Origin of the sequence: Mariniflexile maritimum (assembly GCF_009746565.1) — a bacterium.
Taxonomy (GTDB): domain Bacteria; phylum Bacteroidota; class Bacteroidia; order Flavobacteriales; family Flavobacteriaceae; genus Mariniflexile; species Mariniflexile maritimum.
This window is the reverse complement of the sequence record NZ_WRPN01000007.1, coordinates 152403-171616: the sequence shown is the minus strand read 5'-3', so window position 1 is coordinate 171616 and position 19214 is coordinate 152403. Positions and strand designations below refer to the sequence as shown.

General features: G+C 39.6%; 10 protein-coding genes. 4 read left to right on the top strand and 6 right to left on the bottom strand.

Going from position 1 to position 19214, the window contains the following annotated elements; translation table 11 throughout:
- Positions 1-40 precede the first annotated feature (40 nt).
- The 3 genes from GQO80_RS10805 to GQO80_RS10795 all read right to left on the bottom strand — a co-directional run bounded on the left by GQO80_RS10805 (position 41) and on the right by GQO80_RS10795 (position 3719).
- Complete coding sequence (locus tag GQO80_RS10805) at positions 41-1306, bottom strand: MFS transporter (RefSeq protein ID WP_157208371.1); 1266 nt, start codon at positions 1304-1306, stop codon at positions 41-43.
- A gap of 244 nt (positions 1307-1550) precedes the next feature.
- Positions 1551-3242 carry a single-stranded-DNA-specific exonuclease RecJ gene (recJ, locus tag GQO80_RS10800; protein WP_157208370.1) on the bottom strand — a complete coding sequence of 564 codons (1692 nt, stop codon included), beginning with the start codon at positions 3240-3242 and terminating at the stop codon, positions 1551-1553.
- Between the two features lie 54 nt (positions 3243-3296).
- Entirely contained in the window at positions 3297-3719 is a 423-nt protein-coding gene (locus tag GQO80_RS10795; RefSeq protein WP_157208369.1) for an OsmC family protein, read from the bottom strand.
- A gap of 379 nt (positions 3720-4098) precedes the next feature.
- Here GQO80_RS10795 and GQO80_RS10790 point away from each other — a divergent pair, with 379 nt between their 5' ends.
- Positions 4099-4953 carry a class I SAM-dependent methyltransferase gene (locus GQO80_RS10790; protein WP_157208368.1) on the top strand — a complete coding sequence of 285 codons (855 nt, stop codon included), beginning with the start codon at positions 4099-4101 and terminating at the stop codon, positions 4951-4953.
- Here the strand turns inward: GQO80_RS10790 and GQO80_RS10785 are convergent.
- Positions 4927-5511: a CPBP family glutamic-type intramembrane protease gene (locus GQO80_RS10785; RefSeq protein WP_394351005.1), complete on the bottom strand. Its 585-nt coding sequence runs from the start codon at positions 5509-5511 to the stop codon at positions 4927-4929. The genes GQO80_RS10790 and GQO80_RS10785 overlap by 27 nt on opposite strands.
- 622 nt (positions 5512-6133) lie before the next feature.
- Between GQO80_RS10785 and GQO80_RS10780 the strand changes: the two genes are divergently transcribed.
- From GQO80_RS10780 to GQO80_RS10770, 3 genes are all read left to right on the top strand, one after another.
- Positions 6134-12754, top strand: coding sequence for a polyketide synthase (locus GQO80_RS10780; protein WP_157208366.1), 6621 nt, complete (start codon positions 6134-6136; stop codon positions 12752-12754).
- Between the two features lie 155 nt (positions 12755-12909).
- Positions 12910-16914 carry a non-ribosomal peptide synthetase gene (locus GQO80_RS10775; protein WP_157208365.1) on the top strand — a complete coding sequence of 1335 codons (4005 nt, stop codon included), beginning with the start codon at positions 12910-12912 and terminating at the stop codon, positions 16912-16914.
- A complete protein-coding gene (locus GQO80_RS10770; RefSeq protein ID WP_157208364.1) occupies positions 16886-17647 on the top strand; it encodes a 4'-phosphopantetheinyl transferase family protein in 762 nt (253 codons plus the stop codon). Before GQO80_RS10775 ends, GQO80_RS10770 begins: the two co-directional genes overlap by 29 nt.
- A gap of 14 nt (positions 17648-17661) precedes the next feature.
- On the opposite strand, the gene GQO80_RS10765 is transcribed toward GQO80_RS10770, so the two are convergent.
- Both GQO80_RS10765 and GQO80_RS10760 read right to left on the bottom strand, forming a co-directional pair.
- On the bottom strand, positions 17662-18672 hold the full coding sequence (locus GQO80_RS10765) for a dipeptide epimerase (RefSeq protein WP_157208363.1): 1011 nt from the start codon (positions 18670-18672) through the stop codon (positions 17662-17664).
- A gap of 177 nt (positions 18673-18849) precedes the next feature.
- Positions 18850-19200, bottom strand: a complete 351-nt coding sequence (locus tag GQO80_RS10760) for a HopJ type III effector protein (protein ID WP_157208362.1) — start codon at positions 19198-19200, stop codon at positions 18850-18852.
- Positions 19201-19214: the final 14 nt, after the last annotated feature.

The following is a 19214-nucleotide window of genomic DNA, read 5'->3' as shown; positions in this document are numbered from 1 at the left end:
ACTTTTAACCTCGTACTTTTAACTTCGTACTTCGCCCCTTTTAATCTTTATGGTGTTCTTCCAAATCTTTTGTTAAATCCAATTTCCTAAAGGAAGGTGAAACGATGCCCGTTGTTACAACCGTAATCAAGGTCATGGTGCCTCCAAAAACAACAGCCGTAACCGTACCCATAAGTTTGGCCGTAATACCGCTTTCAAAAGCACCCAACTCATTGGAAGAACCTACAAACATCGAGTTTACCGATGCCACGCGCCCACGCATGTGGTCGGGTGTTTTTAACTGCAAAATGGTTTGGCGCACTACCATGGAAACGCCATCGGTAACGCCGCTAAAAAATAAGGCTATCACCGAAACCCAAAATATTGTCGATAACCCAAACACGATAATACAAACCCCAAAACCAAAAATCGCTGCCAACAATTTCATGCCCGCATTTTTACTAATGGGCAAATAAGCTGTAATTAACATGGTTAAAAATGCGCCAACTGCAGGAGCAGCACGCAACACGCCAAAACCTTCGCTACCTACTTTTAAAATATCTTGGGCAAAAATAGGCAATAGCGCAATGGCGCCACCAAATAAAACGGCCACCATATCTAAGGTCATTGCCCCTAAAATCGCTTTTGTTTTAAACACAAACCGCACGCCTTCCTTTAAGCTTTCAATCACGGGTTCGCCAATTTTTGGGTTTAAAATGGGTTTTCGCTTTATTTGCAACAAGATGATGAACGATAGAATAATCAACGCGAAAATGATACAAAGCGACCAATGCACGCCTATCCAACCAATTAAAAAACCGCCCGTTGCAGGCCCTAAAACCGATGCCATTTGCCAGGTGGAACTGTTCCAAGTGGCAGCATTGGGATAGGCTTTTTTAGGAACTATTAAGGCCACCAACGAAAAAATAGTGGGCCCAAAAAACGAACGCAAAAACCCGCCAAAAAATACCAGGAAATAAATACAGTACAAAATGGTTTGGGTGGTCCACCCCGAAACAATGGTTGGCCATGTTAATAAAAACAACCCAAAACTAATGATTGAAAACGTAGCGATACAAAGCAATAAAAGATTTCGTTTTTCCTTTTGATCGACAATATGGCCTGCAAACAGTGCCATGGTAAATGCCGGAATAATTTCCATTAACCCAATAACACCAAGTGAGAGCGGGTCTTTGGTTAAACTGTAAACTTCCCATTCTATCACTATAAATTGCATGGACCAGCCAAAAACAAGGACAAAACGCACTAATAAAAAAATGTTGAATTCCTTAAAACGTAAGGCGGCGTAGGGATCGGTTTTTGCCATGTTTCTTAACTAATGTTTTTCGTTTTTAGTGAACAAATCAAGGTATTCGGTAAATACATAAAACCTCTTTCGTTCCAACCCAGTTATTTCATTTAAAATTTTCAAACTTTCAAAGTCTCTTAAAAGCTTATATGCAGATGCAGCAGATTTATCAATTACTTCTGCCTTTGAGCGTTTTAATTTTAGTTTTTTGTTGAATTATAAAACAATAAATGATTTAAATTTAGCTTTTTTGAAAAAAATACTATTCTTTAATATCCCGAAGTTTCAACTGTAAGCTCACATTTCCTTGCCATTCGTTTTCATCAATAGAATACACCGCTTTAAAGGGTTTTTTATGAGCAACAATGTCAAATTTATCGCCCATACCAAAGCCAATGGCCACCAAACTTTTGGATTTTGGTTGGGCAACGGTAATTCGCAAATGGGTTTTATCTTCACCTACACATTTTCCGTAGCCTGTGTCAATCAAGTTATCGGTCATAAAAACGGGGGTCATGTTATTGGGGCCAAAGGGTGCAAATTGTTTTAAAATTCGGTAGAATTTTGGGGTAATGGTTTCCAGATTAATTTGGGCATCAATTTTTATTTCGGGCGTTAAAAGATTTCTGTCGATGGTTTTCGAGACTACATCTTCAAACGCTTGCTTAAATGCTTCATAGTTTTCTTCCAAAAGTGTAAGGCCCGCTGCATATTTGTGGCCACCAAACTGTTCGATGTGCTCGCTACAGGCTTCCAAGGCATTGTAAATATCGAAATCGCGCACCGAACGTGCCGAGGCCGCCAATGTGTTGCCGCTTTTTGTGAACACTAAAGTTGGGCGGTAATAGGTTTCTGTTAACCGAGAAGCCACAATACCAATAACGCCTTTATGCCAATTTTCATGGTAAACAACCGTAGTAAGGCGGTTTTGTTGGTTTTGTTCTTCAATTTGTTTGAGGGCTTCCTCTGTAATTTGTTTATCGGTTTCACGTCTATCCAGATTGTAATCATTGATTTCTGAAGCGTATTTGGCCGCCAAATCGTGGTCTTCCTCGGTTAATAAGCGCACGGCAAAATTACCGTGTTCCATACGTCCGGCAGCGTTGATGCGTGGTGCCACAACAAAAACCACATCGGTAATGGTTAACTCGGTTTTTTCAACTTGGTTTAAAATGGCTTTGATGCCGGGTCTGGGGTTGGTGTTTATAACCAGTAACCCAAAATAGGCAAGCACTCTATTTTCTCCGTCAATTGGCACAATATCGGCACCAATGGCGGTGGCTACCAAATCTAAATATGGCATTAAATCTTCGGTTGATTGTCCGTCTTTTTGCGCCAATGCTTGAATGAGTTTAAAACCAACGCCACAGCCGCACAACTCTTTGTAGGGGTAACTACAGTCTTCGCGTTTGGGGTCTAAAACAGCGGCGGCATCGGGTATAATTTCGGCGGGCCTGTGGTGGTCGCAAATAATAAAATCGATGCCCAGTTCTTTGGCATAGGCCACCTTATCAACCGATTTGATACCACAATCTAAAGCAATAACAAGGGTAAAATGATTTTCTAAAGCAAAATGGATGCCTTTATATGAAATACCGTAGCCTTCATCGTACCTGTTGGGAATGTAGGTATAAACCAGGTTGTATTTAGAGCGTAAGTACGAGGCCATTAAGGCTACCGAAGTGGTGCCATCTACATCATAATCGCCATATACCAAAATATTTTCTTGGTTTGCCATGGCTTTTTCAATGCGGGCCACGGCTTTGTCCATATCCTTCATTAAATAAGGATCGTGCAAATTGCTTAAACTGGGTCTGAAAAAAGCTTTGGCTTCCTGGTAGGTTTTCACCCCACGTTGTAACAGCAAGGTAGCTATCACAGCATCAACTTGAAGCGCCTGTTGCAGTGCTTCAATTTTATCTGGCTCGGGTTTAGGTTTTAGGGTCCAGCGCATGGAAAAAGTTAAAAGTTATAAGTAAAAGATGGCTAACTCTAAATTGCACAATCTTTATTTTTGATGAAAATGGGTCTGGATAGTTAATTCTGAAAACTTCCGGAACATTTCCATAACGCCACAATAAGTTTCTTCTGATAAATCGACGGCCCGCTGCAGCTTTTTTTCGTTTAGGTTGGCTCCATAAAAATGAAAATGCATGACTACTTTATCATAAATCTTGGGATGCTCGTTGGTTAGGTTTGCTTCAATATCGATTCTAAAATCGGCAACATCCAATTTCATTTTTTTTATGAGTGATGCCACATCTAAACCCGAACAACCCGCTAAGGCCGAAAGCATCAGGGCCTTTGGGCGGTAACCTTCACCATGGCCATCGTTTTCTGGACCGGCATCGATAAACAGGTTATGGCCCGATGGATTGGTACTCTCAAACTTCATGTTGCCCAACCAGGTAGTTGTAATAAGATTCGTCATGGTTTTTTTCTTTTTCGTTACTAAAGTGTTTCAAAAATACGGATTAATTTAAGATTATTGTCGATTAAATTTTTTCCCTTTTTAGGTGTTCAGCTATAAAAACCCATTTAAACCCAATCGTACCTCATTTTATCTATATTTCCCATTATTGTCCACATACCGCTCATAGTGAATGGAATACCTTGTAAACGTATAGGTAGTGCTGTTGTTTTTTTGAATAGGAATGGGTTAAAGCTGGTTTATCATCTATAAAAAAAAGGCCATACGGAAGATTAACGAAAATAATCGCTGTATATGGGAAATTGTATCGAGCCTTTCTTTTTTATACTACTTTTAAATTGCACCATCACATAACTAACTGTTTTATTTTTAAACACCTATGAAAACGAAACGTAAAATAAGGTCGATACTCGTTAACATGCTATCGTTTACCATTGGCAATGGTTTGATTTTTTTATTTCCCAAAAAAGCGATCAGGCTATCGGAAAAGGGCATGACCTTGGTGATGAACAACAATTTAAACCTTCTGGAGCGACTCATGCGCCATGCCATTTTAAAAAAGGTTGAAAAGAAGGCAGATGTTGAAACCTTGGCTAAGCTTCACCGCAACTATTGGGTAAACCAGGGAAGTGAGTTTTTTTCTTCAACAAACGATTCGTTCGAAAATGAATTTTTGCCCAACTGTTCGTTTATTTTCAATCTTTTAAAGAACGAACTATCAACCCAAACGGTGCATTATACCACCTTGGTTGAAGTGGGCACCGGAAACGGGAATGTGCTAAACTATTTATGTTCGGCATTTCCTGAAATAGACCGTTTTATCGGAATCGACCTGAGCCCTGTTCAAATAGAACTAAACAGAAAGAAATTTATCGAAAACAAAAAGCTTGAATTTGTGGCTTCCGATGGTTTTGATTGGGTTAAAACACATGGGCAAGGTCATACTATTTTTGTTACCTCAAGAGGTGTTTTGGAGTATTTTACGGAAAAGCGCCTTCAAGCTTTTTTTAAAGAAATAAACCAATTGGGCAAAACCATGTTTGTAGCAATTGAACCCAATGGAGTTGCCCACAATTTTAAAGTTAACCCCCACTCAGAGCTCTATGGGCATGAGCGCTCATTTTCACATAACTACCCAGAGCTTTTTAAAAATGCGGGGTTTAGCCTGTGGCATCTATCAAGCAAACCCCATGATGATGCGGCTGTATTAAGCTTTATTGGGGCTAAGAATTAGCTTTATTTTTGGATTCATAAAATACATAAAAACCAACATCGCTAGAAAATAAAGTGAGGCATAGGTTGCGTATGTAGTGATGCCCCCAATGCTTGGTGAGACTGGTAATATTAAAATAGACATGTTCACCATCCACTGTAATATCCAAACGCAAATACCACTTTTAGTTTGGGCATAAACAATGGCACACATGCCCGCAGCGCCCATCATGTTTAAAAACAAAGGCCATAAGGGAAGGTCTATAATAACACCTTGGTTAATATAAACGGAGGGCACCCACCATAAGGCCCAAACAAAACCTACAATTTGACTGGCGAAAAACGGTTTTATGGTTTTGGTCAATTCACGAATAGCGTAGCTAACCCAAACTACCTCGCCCATAAATGCCCAAGTAAGTAAAAAAAAACTATTCCTTAAGCTGGGAAAATTAAATTTCAATAGCGAAAGGTATTCAATATCATAATAATAACTTTTTAGTAACAATGCAAAAGCACATATTGTTAATGAGAAGAATAAACTAAATAAATACCATTTAGGATTAATTTTCCAATTTAACATAGGTTTAAACACTTCTTTGATCCCTTCAGTCCCCTTAGCAATTTTAACCACACAAATTAATAACAGCATCAGCGCATAAAACCGCCCATGGGTATAAACAAAACCAGTAATAATTTCTTTGCTGTTTATATAGGTAATAAATGTATTGAGCAATGGTGCTAGAACTAAAAAAATCCAAATTTCATATTTTTTTATAAAATCTTTCATGGGCTATCCGAATATAAGTTTTCAAATTTAAAAAAATTAATGGTTTACAATATCTTAAACAGGTATTTATTAACCCATTGGCCATAAATAACTTAAAGTATGCAAACCCTGCTTTTAATTGGATTATCAGAAAAATACCATTCAACGGATTTAATTGTAAAATAAGGAAAAAATTAGGCTTCCAAGAGCGATTTTTAGTATTCTTGTACCATATAATTATCTTCCCTCACATAATAATAGAACCAATTTGATAACAGCAAAATATCACTAATTAATCTGAAATTAAATTAGATTTAGATATTATCAATAATTTAAACTTGTACGTTATTTTTTTTCATTGTTTTTTAATAATTAGTATTTTAATACCTATTAACATCTCTCATTTTCTGAAGTTTTAGCTAAATGGTAAATAAAAATGAAACCTGCTTATACAATACACGGACCAACCATTGAATATCCTATTTCAACACTTCATGGGCTTTTGGAAAAAAAAGCGCTCGCACAACCCGAAGCCCTTGCTCTGGAATACGAAAATGAAAAGATTTGTTATGGTGAATTACAAAAAAGAATCAATAAAACGGCCCAATATCTATGGCACAAAGGCCTACGACCAAATCAAATCGTTGCGCTTTCCTTAGATAGGTCTCCAGACCTCATTGTTTCTATTTTCGCCATTTTGCAATGTGGCGCATCGTATGTGCCCATTGATACAGCCTATCCAAAAAAGAGGATAGAAATGATTATTGCCGATGCAAAGGCAAACTATCTTATTTGCAAAAACTCGGAGAACCTATTTTTAGACCCCTCAAAAATCATACTTCTTGATGAAATTGTTAATGGTGTTGGTCATTTCCCCTCAAATGCCCTCTCCTTAAACGTATCTCCACAATCGGTTGCCTACATTATTTACACTTCCGGTTCAACAGGACAGCCCAAAGGTGTTCAAGTATCGCACCTAAACACTATCAATCTGGTTTATTCAATGGGCATAGAACCCGGAATCGATAAAAATGATAAGATTTTTGCAGTAACTACCATTTCGTTTGACGCTATGGTGATGGAACTGTTTCTGCCTTTACTACACGGTGCTTCCATCGTTATAATTGATGAAGAAACGCGACTTGATGGGGAACTGTTAATACAAAAAGCCATTGAAACCAAAATTACCATGATGTGGGGCACTCCCAGTATATGGCAAATTCTTTTAGATTCCGATTGGAAAAAACCTCTAAAAATTAAAGCACTAATAGGTGGCGAGCCCGTGCCCTTAAACTTAGCACACAAACTCTTGGACCTTTGCAGCGAACTGTGGAACATTTACGGCCCAACCGAAACCACAGTATGTGCCTTTCTAACAAAAATTTCAAAAAAGGACAACCCCATTACCATCGGAAAACCTGTTGCCAACGTGCACGCCTATTTACTGGACGAAAAAAGAAACCAAGTTGCTCCCGGTGAAGTAGGTGAAATAGCTATTGGTGGCGATGGCGTTTCATTGGGTTATTTGAATAGGCCTGAACTAACTAACGCCCTATTTGTTGAAGACCCCTTTGTTACAAAAACCAAAGGCAAAATGTATCTTTCGGGCGATTTGGGCAAACTTTTGCCTAACGGACAGGTACAATGCCTTGGACGCAAAGACCAACAGGTGAAAATTAGGGGGCATCGTATTGAATTAGGTGAAATTGAAACCGTTATTGACACATTGCCAACCATTAAAAAAAATGCGGTTGTAGTAAGTCAATTCATGGGCGGTGAACCCAGGTTGGTCGCCTATGTACAATCTGAAGTGGCCAATCACGATACTAATGCTGTTAGAAATCAGCTTGAAGAAATACTTCCAGACTATATGATTCCCTCCATTTTCATGTGGATAACGGAGTTTCCAATTACCAAAAACGGAAAAATCGATAAAAAAAACCTACCGGTTCCTGAATATGTTCGTCCAGATGCTGCCCCTATGTTGAAAAAACCTAGAACCCAGCTTGAAAAACAAATGGCATCCCTTTGGAGTGAACAGCTCCAAATACCAAACATTGGCATTGACGATAATTTTTTCGATATGGGAGGCACCTCTCTTTTAACCCAAAAATTGGTAACACAAATAAAACAGCGTTTAAATTTAAAAGTACCCGTAACAAAAATTTACCAATACCCAACCATAGCAAAAATTTCAGAATTTTTAGAGGGCCCTACGACTGAACCTTTTGCCACTGTTGCACCAAAACAACAAATCAAGAAAAGCTCTGGCGACGTTGCCGTTATTGGGATGGCCGTTAGGTTTCCGGGCGCAAATTCCATTCCAGAACTTTGGGAGGTTTTAAAAGAGGGTAAGGAAACCATTTCCTTTTTTACTCAGGAAGAAATTGATAAGGCTGTTCCAGAGGCATTGCGCAACGATCCTCTTTATGTTAAAGCCCGTGGTATTGTGCCTATCGCTAAAGGATTTGATGCTGCTTTTTTCGGACTGAACCCAAAATTGGCAGAAGCCATGGACCCGCAACAACGCTTATTTTTAGAAATAGCATGGGAAGCCTTGGAACAAACAGGGCATCTTCCTGCACATTATAACCGAAGCATTGGCGTATATGCTGGCACAGGAACCAATACTTATTACAAAAACAACATACTGCCCAATAAAGATTTACTGGATACGGTAGGCGTTCTTCAGGCAAATACGGTTAATGAAAAAGATTATATTTCATCAAGAACTGCCTATCATTTAAACCTTAAAGGGCCTGCAGTAAGTGTACATTCAGCTTGTTCTACTTCCTTACTAGCTATTGCCGAGGCCGTAGATGCTATTAGAAATGGTCGCTGCGATGTGGCTTTAGCCGGCGGATCGAGTATAACAGCCCCCATGAATAGCGGCCATTTGTACCAAGAAGGCTCCATGTTAAGTCCAGATGGCCATTGTCGCTCGTTTGATGCCAACGGCAAAGGTACGGTGTTTAGCGATGGCGCAGGAGTAATCCTTTTAAAAAACCTAGACGATGCAAAAGCTGATGGCGATACCATTTATGGCGTTATTAAGGGCATAGGCGTAAATAACGATGGTGGCAATAAAGGCAGTTTTACGGCTCCGAGTACAGAAGGTCAGGCAGGGGCAATTTCTAAAGCACTACAAGATGCGGGCATTGAACCAACCGAAATAAGCTATGTTGAAACCCATGGCACTGCAACCCCTGTTGGAGACCCAATTGAATTTGAAGGGTTGCAACTGGCCTTTGGCAAACAGCCCTTAAATGGTTATTGTGCCATTGGTTCCATTAAAAGCAATATGGGGCATCTTACGGCGGCGGCTGGGGTTGCGGGCGTTATTAAAACCATGTTGGCCCTAAAGCACAAAAAAATACCGGCCTCCTTAGGCTTTGAAAAACCCAATCCTACAATAGATTTTGAAAATAGTCCGTTTTATGTAAACCATACCTTTGCCGATTGGAATTGCAACGGAAAACGACGTGCAGGCATCAGCTCCTTTGGTGTTGGTGGCACCAATGTACATATTGTTGTTGAGGAATTTGAAACCGAACAGGCCCTGTCTGGAAACAGTAAACCTTTACAATTACTTACTTGGTCGGCAAAATCCAATAACAGTTTGGAAGGTTACAAAACCGCTTTGGGCCATTTTTTGCAATCTTCCAAAGCCATAAAATTGGCAGATGTTGCCTATACACTTAGCAACACTAGGGAAGCCTTTAATAAACGATGTTTTATTTTGGCAACCGATGCCGAAAATGCTGTTGATCAATTGTTGGGGGATAAAGCTACGTCCATAAAACCTTCCGATTTAAAAGTAGTACCGAGTCATTTGGCATTTCTTTTTCCGGGTCAGGGCGCTCAATACCTTCAAATGGGCAAAGCGCTATATGCTCATGAAACCGTATTTCGTAACGCTGTGGATGCATGTGCAGAAATATTACAGGAAAAATTCAAATTTGATATCTTAGATATTATCTATCCTGAAAGCAATACGCCCAATGCCGAAAACCGTTTAAAGGACACCCAATTTACCCAACCGGCTTTATTCGTGGTAGAATATGCACTGTCGCAATTGTGGATAAGTTGGGGCATTCAACCAACCTTGCTTTGTGGCCATAGTATTGGCGAATTTGTTGCGGCCCATTTAGCTGGTGTATTTACATTAAAGGATGCACTGAATTTGGTTGCCGTTCGCGGAAAATTAGTGAGTGGACTTCCGGGTGGCAGCATGCTGTCGGTTAGAACTGCTTATGATGATTTATCCAAAATACTGCCTGAAACGCTTTCCGTTGCCGCTGTAAATTCCGATTTATTATGTGTGGTTTCTGGAGAAGATGCAGCTGTTGAAGCTTTCGCTAAAACCTTGGAAGAAAAAGACATTCCCAATAGATTGCTATTAACCAGTCATGCTTTTCATTCCAACATGATGGATCCCGTGGTTGATGTGTTTGAGGCCGAAGTTAAAAAAGCGACCTTAAACATACCACGAACACCTATCATTTCTACGGTAACGGGAACTTGGTTAACCGATGCCGAAGCAACAAGCAGCAGCTATTGGGCTAAACATTTAAGAGCAACCGTGCTATTTTCAAATGCCATGGAAACCGCACTTGATTTGGATGATCTGGTTTTGCTGGAAGTTGGTCCTGGCAGAGCCCTAACCACCTTATCACAACAAAAAAAGAAAACAAAATCGGCAACCTCCATTGCCAGTTTGGAAATTCCCAACGATAACCAAAATGCGTATCATACAGTACTATCTGCCTTAGGGCAACTTTGGCAAAAAGGCATAGAGCCTAACTGGAAGGCGTTTTATAATGGAGAATCCAGACAAAGCGTTTTGTTACCAGCTTATGTGTTTGATCGTAAGCCTTGTTGGGTAGATCCGCCCATGGTGGAAGAACCAACTATAAATTTTAACAACATAATCGAAATTAACAACCATCAACCCCTACAACCTCAAATGAATACCGTTGCACAACCTAACAGAAAAACAACGATTCTGCAAAAAATTTCAGATATCGTTTTGAATACTTCAGGAATGGCGCTAGAACCTACCGAGTATGACCATAATTTCCTTGAACTTGGTCTGGACTCCCTTGTTTTAACACAAATGGCCATTACTTGCAAAAACGAATTTAATGTGCCTATCACGTTTAGGCAACTCAATGGCGAATTTAGCACACCAACCCTTTTGGCAAATTATTTAGATGAAAAATTACCGCCAGAACCCATGGCTCCTGTTGCGCATGCATCGGTTCAAAATGTGGTTTCGGCCATACCTTCACCAACCTATGCATCAAACGCACCTGTAACCAACACCAATGGTTCCGCCATCGACCTCATTGCACAACAGTTGCAATTATTAGGAAAACAGTTGGAGTTGTTAAAAGGCAATAATCATGCACCTACACCTCTTCAAGAAGTGCCCAAGCTAGTAGTAACCCCTCTAGTTGGTGCAGATACAGAATCACGTACCGAAGAGGAAATTAAAGAACATAAGAAACCCTTTGGCGCATCTCCAAAAATAGAGAAGCATGCCACGGAAATGACCGCCCAACAACAAACCTTTTTACACAACTTAACCACTTCGTACAATAAAAAAACCGCTGGCAGTAAAGCGTATTCCCAAAAACACCGTGCCCACATGGCCGACCCAAGGGTAGTATCTGGCTTTAAGCCATTAACCAAAGAACTTGTCTATCCGCTGGTTATTAAAAAATCATTGGGCAACCGCCTTTGGGACCTTGATAATAATGAGTACATCGATGCCTTAAATGGTTTTGGATCCTGCTTATTTGGCCATCAGCCCGATTTTATAACAAAAGCATTGCACGAACAAATTGAAAGTGGTTACGAGGTAGGCCCCCAACATCCACTTGCTGGCGAGGTGTGCGAGTTACTTTGCGAATTTACGGGGCATGAACGAGTAGCGCTTTGCAACACAGGTTCTGAAGCTGTTTTAGGAGCTATCCGAATTGCCAGAACCGTTACGGGGCGTTCTCTTATTGTTGCATTCTCTGGATCTTACCATGGCATAAATGATGAAGCTTTGGTAAGGGGTTCAAAAAACCTGAAAACCTTTCCTGCGGCAGCCGGTATTTTGCCCCAATCGGTACAAAACGTTTTGATATTAGATTATGGCACCGATGAAAGTCTGGAAATTATTCGCAAGCGTTCGCATGAGTTGGCTGCGGTTATTGTAGAACCCGTACAAAGTCGTAGGCCCGAATTTCAGCCGGTGGCATTTCTTAAAGAAGTTCGTGAGATAACAAAAGCTTCAGAAACAGTACTCGTTTTTGATGAAGTTATTACCGGTTTCCGAATCCATCCCGGTGGCGCACAGGCCTTATTTGGCATAAAAGCCGATGTAGCTACTTATGGAAAAGTTATGGGTGGCGGTATTTCCATTGGGGCCATTGCAGGATATAGCAAATTTATGGATGCCTTGGACGGTGGATTTTGGCAATATGGCGATGACTCCTTCCCAGAAGTTGGTGTTACCTATTTTGCCGGTACTTTTGTGCGGCATCCGCTGGCCCTGGCCGCCGCTAAAGCATCATTAACCTACATGAAGCAGATGGGTGGCGCACTCCAACAACGCCTTAACGTTCTTACTGAAAATTTTGTTACGGATATGAACAGCGAATTTAAAAAACGTGACCTACCCTTAGAAATCACATACTTTGGTTCGTTATGGCGACTAAAATTCACTGAAGACATTCTTTATTCAGAATTGCTTTTTGTTTTGATGCGTGAAAAAGGCATTCATATTTGGGATGGTTTTCCATGTTTTATTACCAGTGCGTATCATCAAGACGATATTATCAAACTAAAAAACGCCTGTATTTCCAGTTGTGATGAACTTATCGCTGCCGCTATTTTAAAATTAAAACCCGATCATACTATTTCAATCAAAAAAGTATCTTCTATTGATGCCTTAAATAAACCTCCAGTACCGGGTGCACGCTTGGGTAGGGATGAACAGGGCAATCCTGCTTGGTTTATTACCGATACGGATCAGGAAGGTAAATTTGTGAAAATAGATTTGTAAAAACGATTAATAATAACCGTTTAAACGTTTTCATTGTATTAGGATTGTTTTACAAATAAATCTTTCAGAAGATGAAATTTTTTAAGAAAGATTCCCACAAAACAAGGATAAAATTTCATATATTGATAGTGTTTTAATTTTCTGAATTCAAATTGATGAACCAACCAATTTCTTTGAATAGCACGAACCATTTCAATCCTTTTTCAGGTCCAGAAATTGAAAGGGTCATACATACTACACCACCACAGGCAGAAATTTGGATAGCTTGTAAATTAGGCGGTAACGATGCCAACAGAGCTTATAATGAGTCCGTTTCACTTATTTTTAAGGGGCCGTTATATAAAGATGCTTTAGAGCACGCGCTAGAAAAACTGGTGCTAAGGCATGAGTCGCTTCGTGCCGTATTTAGTACCGACGGTCGTTTTATGAGCATTTTCGCTAATGTGCCAATACCGCTTAGCTATCAAGATGTTTCGACGCTAAGCGTTTCTGACCAAGAAAATGAGGTTGCCCATTATTTAACCAAAGACGCACAATATGTTTTTGATTTGGTTCAAGGGCCATTACTAAAAGTCGGGCTCATTAAACTTAACGAACTGGAGCATCAACTAATCATTACAGCACATCATATAATATGCGATGGGTGGTCCATAGGCATGATGCTACAAGAGCTAAGTAGTCTGTATTCTGCGAAACTGCTCAATACAACCCCTTCATTGCCAAAACCAGAAAGTTTTGTGGCATTTTCGGATGAGCAACAGGAATTTTTAGAAAGTGGGGAATACCAAAAAACCGAACAGTTTTGGCTACAACAATTTCAATCCTCTATTCCGCAAGTAAGCTTACCAACCGATTTTCCCAGACCTGCATTAAGAACTTACAAAAGTAACCGTCTTGATTTTATCATTGAACCTGAATTAATTTCGGCATTGAAAAAAACAGGCCTCAAAGCGGGGGCTAGTTTTGTATCAACCCTCATGGTTGCTTTTGAACTTTTTTTATACAAACAAACAAACCAAACCGATTTGGTGGTTGGACTTCCTTCTGCCGGACAATCTTCCATGGGCAAACCCCATTTGGTAGGCCATTGTGTTAATCTTTTACCACTACGAAGCAAAATGGATACAAATAGTAGCTTCAACGACTACTTGAAACTGCGAAAATCGCAACTTTTTGATGCCTATGAACATCAACGGCTCAGTTTCGGCCAATTGCTTCAAAAGCTTGCCATTGCCAGAGATCCATCGCGCGTGCCTCTTGTTCCTGTTGTTTTTAATATTGATTTAGGAATGACCGACGATGTGCGTTTTACAGATTTAACCTACACATTTAAAAGCAACCCCAGAGCTTACGAAACTTTTGAACTTTTTTTAAATGCCAGTGGCACCGAAGATGCCTTTATTTTAGAATGGTCGTATAATGCGTCGCTCTTTAAACCAGAAACCATCCAACAAATGATGGCTACCTTTAAGGACCTTTTAAATAGAATTGTGGCACAACCCCAGGATTCTATTGGGCATATTGTACAAACTGATTATTCAGCATACCAAAACCTAAACAAAACCGAGGCGGCATTCCCCAATTTACCACTTCATGAATTGCTTAGGGAACAGGCACAAACCTCAACCGCAAAACAAGCCTTAAAATTTCACGAAAGAACCATTTCGTATCAAGATTTGGAGGAACAAACCAATCAATTGGCTCATAAGCTTACCGAACAAGGTATTAAATCGGGCGATTTTATTGGCGTTTCCCTACCCCGATCCATCGAGCTTATTATGGTGCTTAAGGCCATTATGCAATGTGGAGCGGCTTATGTACCATTGGACCCCAATTATCCGCGCAAACGCTTGGAATTCATGCTAAACGATTCTGAAGCCCAATTTTTGATTACCACCAAGGATTTTTCACTGGCGTTGGAAAGTACTTCTTCCCTACTGATACTGGAAGATTTGTTTTCAAATCTATCAACATACCCCAAAACACCTTTAAATTTAAAAGTAGCTCCTACTGAAATAGCTTACCTGCTTTACACCTCAGGATCAACGGGAAACCCAAAAGGCGTACCCATTACCCATAGAAACCTAGTCAATTTTCTTTATAGCATGTCTTCGGAACCAGGCATAAAAGAAACCGATAGATTACTTTCCATAACAACCATCTCATTTGATATTGCCGGTCTTGAGTTGTTTTTGCCTTTATTAACAGGGGCAACATTAATAATTGCCGATGACGAAACCGTAAAAGATACGCGCTTAATGCTCGATTTGCTTCAAAAAGAGCACATAACCCTGTTACAGGCTACTCCTTCTACATGGCAAATGTTGTTAGATTCTGGTTGGGAAAAACCTTTAGCCTTGAAAGCGTTGTGCGGTGGGGAAGCATTACCAATGGTTTTGGCAAAAAAAATAGTAAACCTTGTAAGCGAACTATGGAATGTATATGGCCCTACCGAAACCACCATCTGGTCCACTATAAAGCAAATTAAAATGGACGATGCGTTAATTACCATTGGCCATCCTATTGCAAACACACAAGTTTACATTTTAAACGAAGAAGGTTTTTTAGTGCCTCCCGGAACCCATGGTGAACTGTGCATTGCCGGAGATGGATTGGCCAAAGGCTACTGGAAACGCCCCGATTTAACATCTGAAAAATTTATAACCAATACCTTTGGACCCCATAAAAATACCGCACTATACCGTACCGGAGATTTAGCAAAACTGCTTCCTTCTGGTGAGATACAGTGTTTAGGCCGTATAGACCAACAGGTGAAAATTAGAGGCCATCGTATTGAATTAGAGGAAATTGAAAAAGCGCTCGATTCGCTGGAAGGGGTACAAACATCGGTTGTTCTACTAAACGGCGACAGGCTTATTGCAAATTTAATACTTAACGCTGCAAAAGATTCTATTGATGATGAAACAAACAGCTGGAAACAAGCACTAGCCGAACAACTACCTACGCACATGATACCTCAAGAGTATCACGTTCTTACAGCTTTTCCTAAAACTTTAAATGGTAAAATAGACCGGAAAGCCCTGTTAGCGACTATAGCAACCAAAACACAAACCGCTACCTATACGCCCCCTCGCAATAAAACCGAACAGCTTATTGCCACCATTTGGCAAGAATGTTTGGAGATTGGTAAAATAGATATACACGGCGATTTTTTTGAACTAGGCGGCCATTCCCTGATTGCCGTAAAAGTGATGGCACTTTTGGAGAAAGAAACCCAAATTCGGTTGCCTCTATCGGCCTTATTTGAATATCCTAGCATTGCAAAATTGGCAAATTTTATGGAAATGGATAATCCATCGGCGCATTGGGATTCATTAGTGCCCATAAAACCTGAAGGAAACAAAACCCCGTTATACATTATTCATGGTGCTGAATATAATGTTTTAACTTTTAACGGATTAGCAAAAAATTTAGATCCAGACCAACCTGTTTATGGCCTTCAAGCGAAAGGATTAAATGGTATTGATGAACCCCATGCAAGTGTGGAGGAGATGGTTACCGACTATATTTCTGAGATTTTAAGCGCGAACCCACAAGGGCCTTATGCGCTTGCAGGTTATTCCTTTGGGGGCATTGCTGCGTTTGAAATGGCGCGACAACTTAAAACACTCGGTAAAGAGGTTACTACCGTTGTACTTTTTGATAGCTACGTGTACCCAAGCTACTTTTATACCAATACCTTAGTAAAAAAAGCAGTTTCCAATATTTATATATTAGGTCAGGTAATTTTTGCCTTACGAATCATGTTTAGTAGCAAAAAACGCTTTTTCCGTAGAATAAACCTGATGAAAGCAAGTGTGCACAAATTATTTTTGAGGATGAAATACGGAAGGGAAAAACAACACCAAATGCTCTATAATTGGCCACTAAAACTAGATGATATGCATCGTGTAATTATGGATCGCTACCATATTGTTCCGCAGGATATTGAAGTCCATTTATTTAAAGCGGCCGAAGATGATATCTTTTTCGCACACAACACCAAGCATCTTGGTTGGAAAAAATTAGCTCTAAAGGGCGTTAGCAAATATATAACTCCTGGAAATCATCGCGAAATGTTCTCTCCGCCCTATGACAAAAAACTAGCAACGATCCTGCAACGTATTTTAGATGAACATGATACAAAACCTAACGTGTAACCTCGTTTGCGGATTCACTAAAATTGCTTCCAGCCCTAGGAATAGGCCTTTGGAAACTTCAGAAATAAAATTGTTTAAAATAAAAATATCGGCCTATTTAGAAGTTGTGCCCAATTTAAGGCAATTGTTAAACCCTAATGAAATGTCACGTGCAGAACGTTTCTATTTTGAAAGGGACAAAAATCGATTTATCATTTGTCGCGCCCTTCTAAAACTGATATTAAAAGAAGAAACAAAACAGGACATCCTAAACATTAATATTGAAGCAGGCATTAATAAAAAGCCCTATTTAACTTCGCATCCGCAATTGTTTTTCAATGTATCGCACTCTGGTGATTATGCGATTATTGCAATTGATAATCAACCTGTTGGAGTGGATGTTGAATTTATTGATGCACACCAAAATGTTGTTGAAATCATGCCAGAGGTTTTTAAGAACACGGAAATAGACACTGTGCTAAATGCCAATGATGAAAATTATACTTTTTATAAATTTTGGACACGCAAAGAGGCTATTGCAAAAGCTTCCGGTAAAGGTATTGACACCCATTTTTTAAAGATACCGGCACTTGAAGGAAGCCATACCATTAAAGCTGCATGGGTAAGCGGTATTGAAAACCTACAGGTTTTAAGCTTTGATTTGGACGAACATTACATAGCCGCAATTGCTTTTCAGCGTTCAGAACCTTATGCCAATCATTGGGCGTTTCATCCCATTCCTTCTATAAAATAAGTAGAAATGACCGTTTAAATTAAAGCAACTCCCGTGCCATTAAGTTCACTATAAATGGTCTTACCGTTTTTTATGGTAACCCCTGTTGCAATATCTTCTTGCAATAAAAGCACACCATCCATATCCACATAATCCAAAAGTGGAAGCAAATGGGCAATGGCTGAAATTCCTACTGACGATTCTACCATGCAACCCACCATTGTTTTCATTTGCAGATGTTTTGCGTGCAAAATCATGCGTTTGGCCGCTGTTAACCCACCACATTTTACAAGTTTTACGTTAATCCCGTGGAAGTGATGGTGACATTTCGCAACATCTGCTTCTATTTGGCAACTTTCATCGGCAATAATGGGCAATACCGATTGTTTGTACACAACTTTATGAGCGTCCCATTCGTCTGCCTTTAAGGGTTGCTCCAAAAATTCAACGCCCAGGCTTTTTAAAGCGATGGCATTTTTAATGGTTTCATTTACCGTCCAACCACAATTGGCATCAATCCTAAAAATGGCTTTGGTATGTTTTCGCAATTCGGCAACTATTTTAATGTCGTCTTTGGTCCCCAGTTTTATTTTATAGATGGGCCAAGGTAGTTCCTTCATTTTTAAAACCATTTTTTCAACGGAATCAATACCAATGGTATAATTTGTTAATGGGTTTTTTGAAGTATCATACCCCCACAGTTCATAAAGTTTTTTGTTGTTTTTACGAGCATATAAGTCGTTAAAAGCTTCATCTAAAGCACACAAGGCGAACATATTATGCTTTAAATTGGGGTACATGGCTTGCCAAAATATTTCGGGCGCACTGTTGCTATGGGTTTCTACAAGAGGCTTTAATTTTTCCAGATCATCCATCATTTTTTGGATGGTGATGTGGTAATAAGGGTTTGAGGTCGCTTCACCATAACCCGAAAAACCTCCGTCCTTAAGTTCTACAATTAAGGTAGGTTGCTCATTATACGACAGTCGGGATATAGAAAAGGTATGTTTTAGTTTTAAGTTGAATGACCTCAATATTAGCTCCATAGATGCTTTTTGTAAAAGTGATGAAAGTTACTGAAAATATAGATTCGGAAGTTTATAAATAAAGAAGATTTTATACCAAGAGAGCTGGTATTTGATAAAGAAACTTAAACCTCACAGGTTTTCAAAACCTGTGAGGTTTAAGTTAGCGTTAAAGAGGTGTGTAAATTATTCGCGAAATTAAATTTTTGTTAATTTCAAAGGTTGTCCATCAAACCTCAACCCCTCAAATCCCGTTTTTATAAAATTCCGAATGTTTTGGTGCCCTGTGCCATTTGGGTCGTTCAACACTTCTTCAAAGTAAAATTTCCCAAAACATGCCAAGGTTTCTTCTTTTGAAAACCCTTGTAAGGTTGCAAAAGCGAACAGTTTGCAAGACCCTGAATTTTCGCCTGCACTGTTATATAAATTGCCGTTTTTAAACGCGGTTGGTGTAAATTCATATTGAGATTCTATAACGGAAATCGTTTCAGGAAATTCAATGTGGCTGGGGTTGCTTTTCAGTTTTTGTTTGAATGTTTCTAAAGTCATTATTAATGGAAATG

Coding starts and splice junctions, on each gene's coding strand:
- GQO80_RS10805 (WP_157208371.1), bottom strand. CDS start 1,306: ATGGCAAAAACCGATCCCTACGCCGCCTTACGTTTTAAGGAATTCAAC.
- recJ (WP_157208370.1), bottom strand. CDS start 3,242: ATGCGCTGGACCCTAAAACCTAAACCCGAGCCAGATAAAATTGAAGCA.
- GQO80_RS10795 (WP_157208369.1), bottom strand. CDS start 3,719: ATGACGAATCTTATTACAACTACCTGGTTGGGCAACATGAAGTTTGAG.
- GQO80_RS10790 (WP_157208368.1), top strand. CDS start 4,099: ATGAAAACGAAACGTAAAATAAGGTCGATACTCGTTAACATGCTATCG.
- GQO80_RS10785 (WP_394351005.1), bottom strand. CDS start 5,511: ATGTTAAATTGGAAAATTAATCCTAAATGGTATTTATTTAGTTTATTC.
- GQO80_RS10780 (WP_157208366.1), top strand. CDS start 6,134: ATGAAACCTGCTTATACAATACACGGACCAACCATTGAATATCCTATT.
- GQO80_RS10775 (WP_157208365.1), top strand. CDS start 12,910: ATGAACCAACCAATTTCTTTGAATAGCACGAACCATTTCAATCCTTTT.
- GQO80_RS10770 (WP_157208364.1), top strand. CDS start 16,886: ATGAACATGATACAAAACCTAACGTGTAACCTCGTTTGCGGATTCACT.
- GQO80_RS10765 (WP_157208363.1), bottom strand. CDS start 18,672: ATGGAGCTAATATTGAGGTCATTCAACTTAAAACTAAAACATACCTTT.
- GQO80_RS10760 (WP_157208362.1), bottom strand. CDS start 19,200: ATGACTTTAGAAACATTCAAACAAAAACTGAAAAGCAACCCCAGCCAC.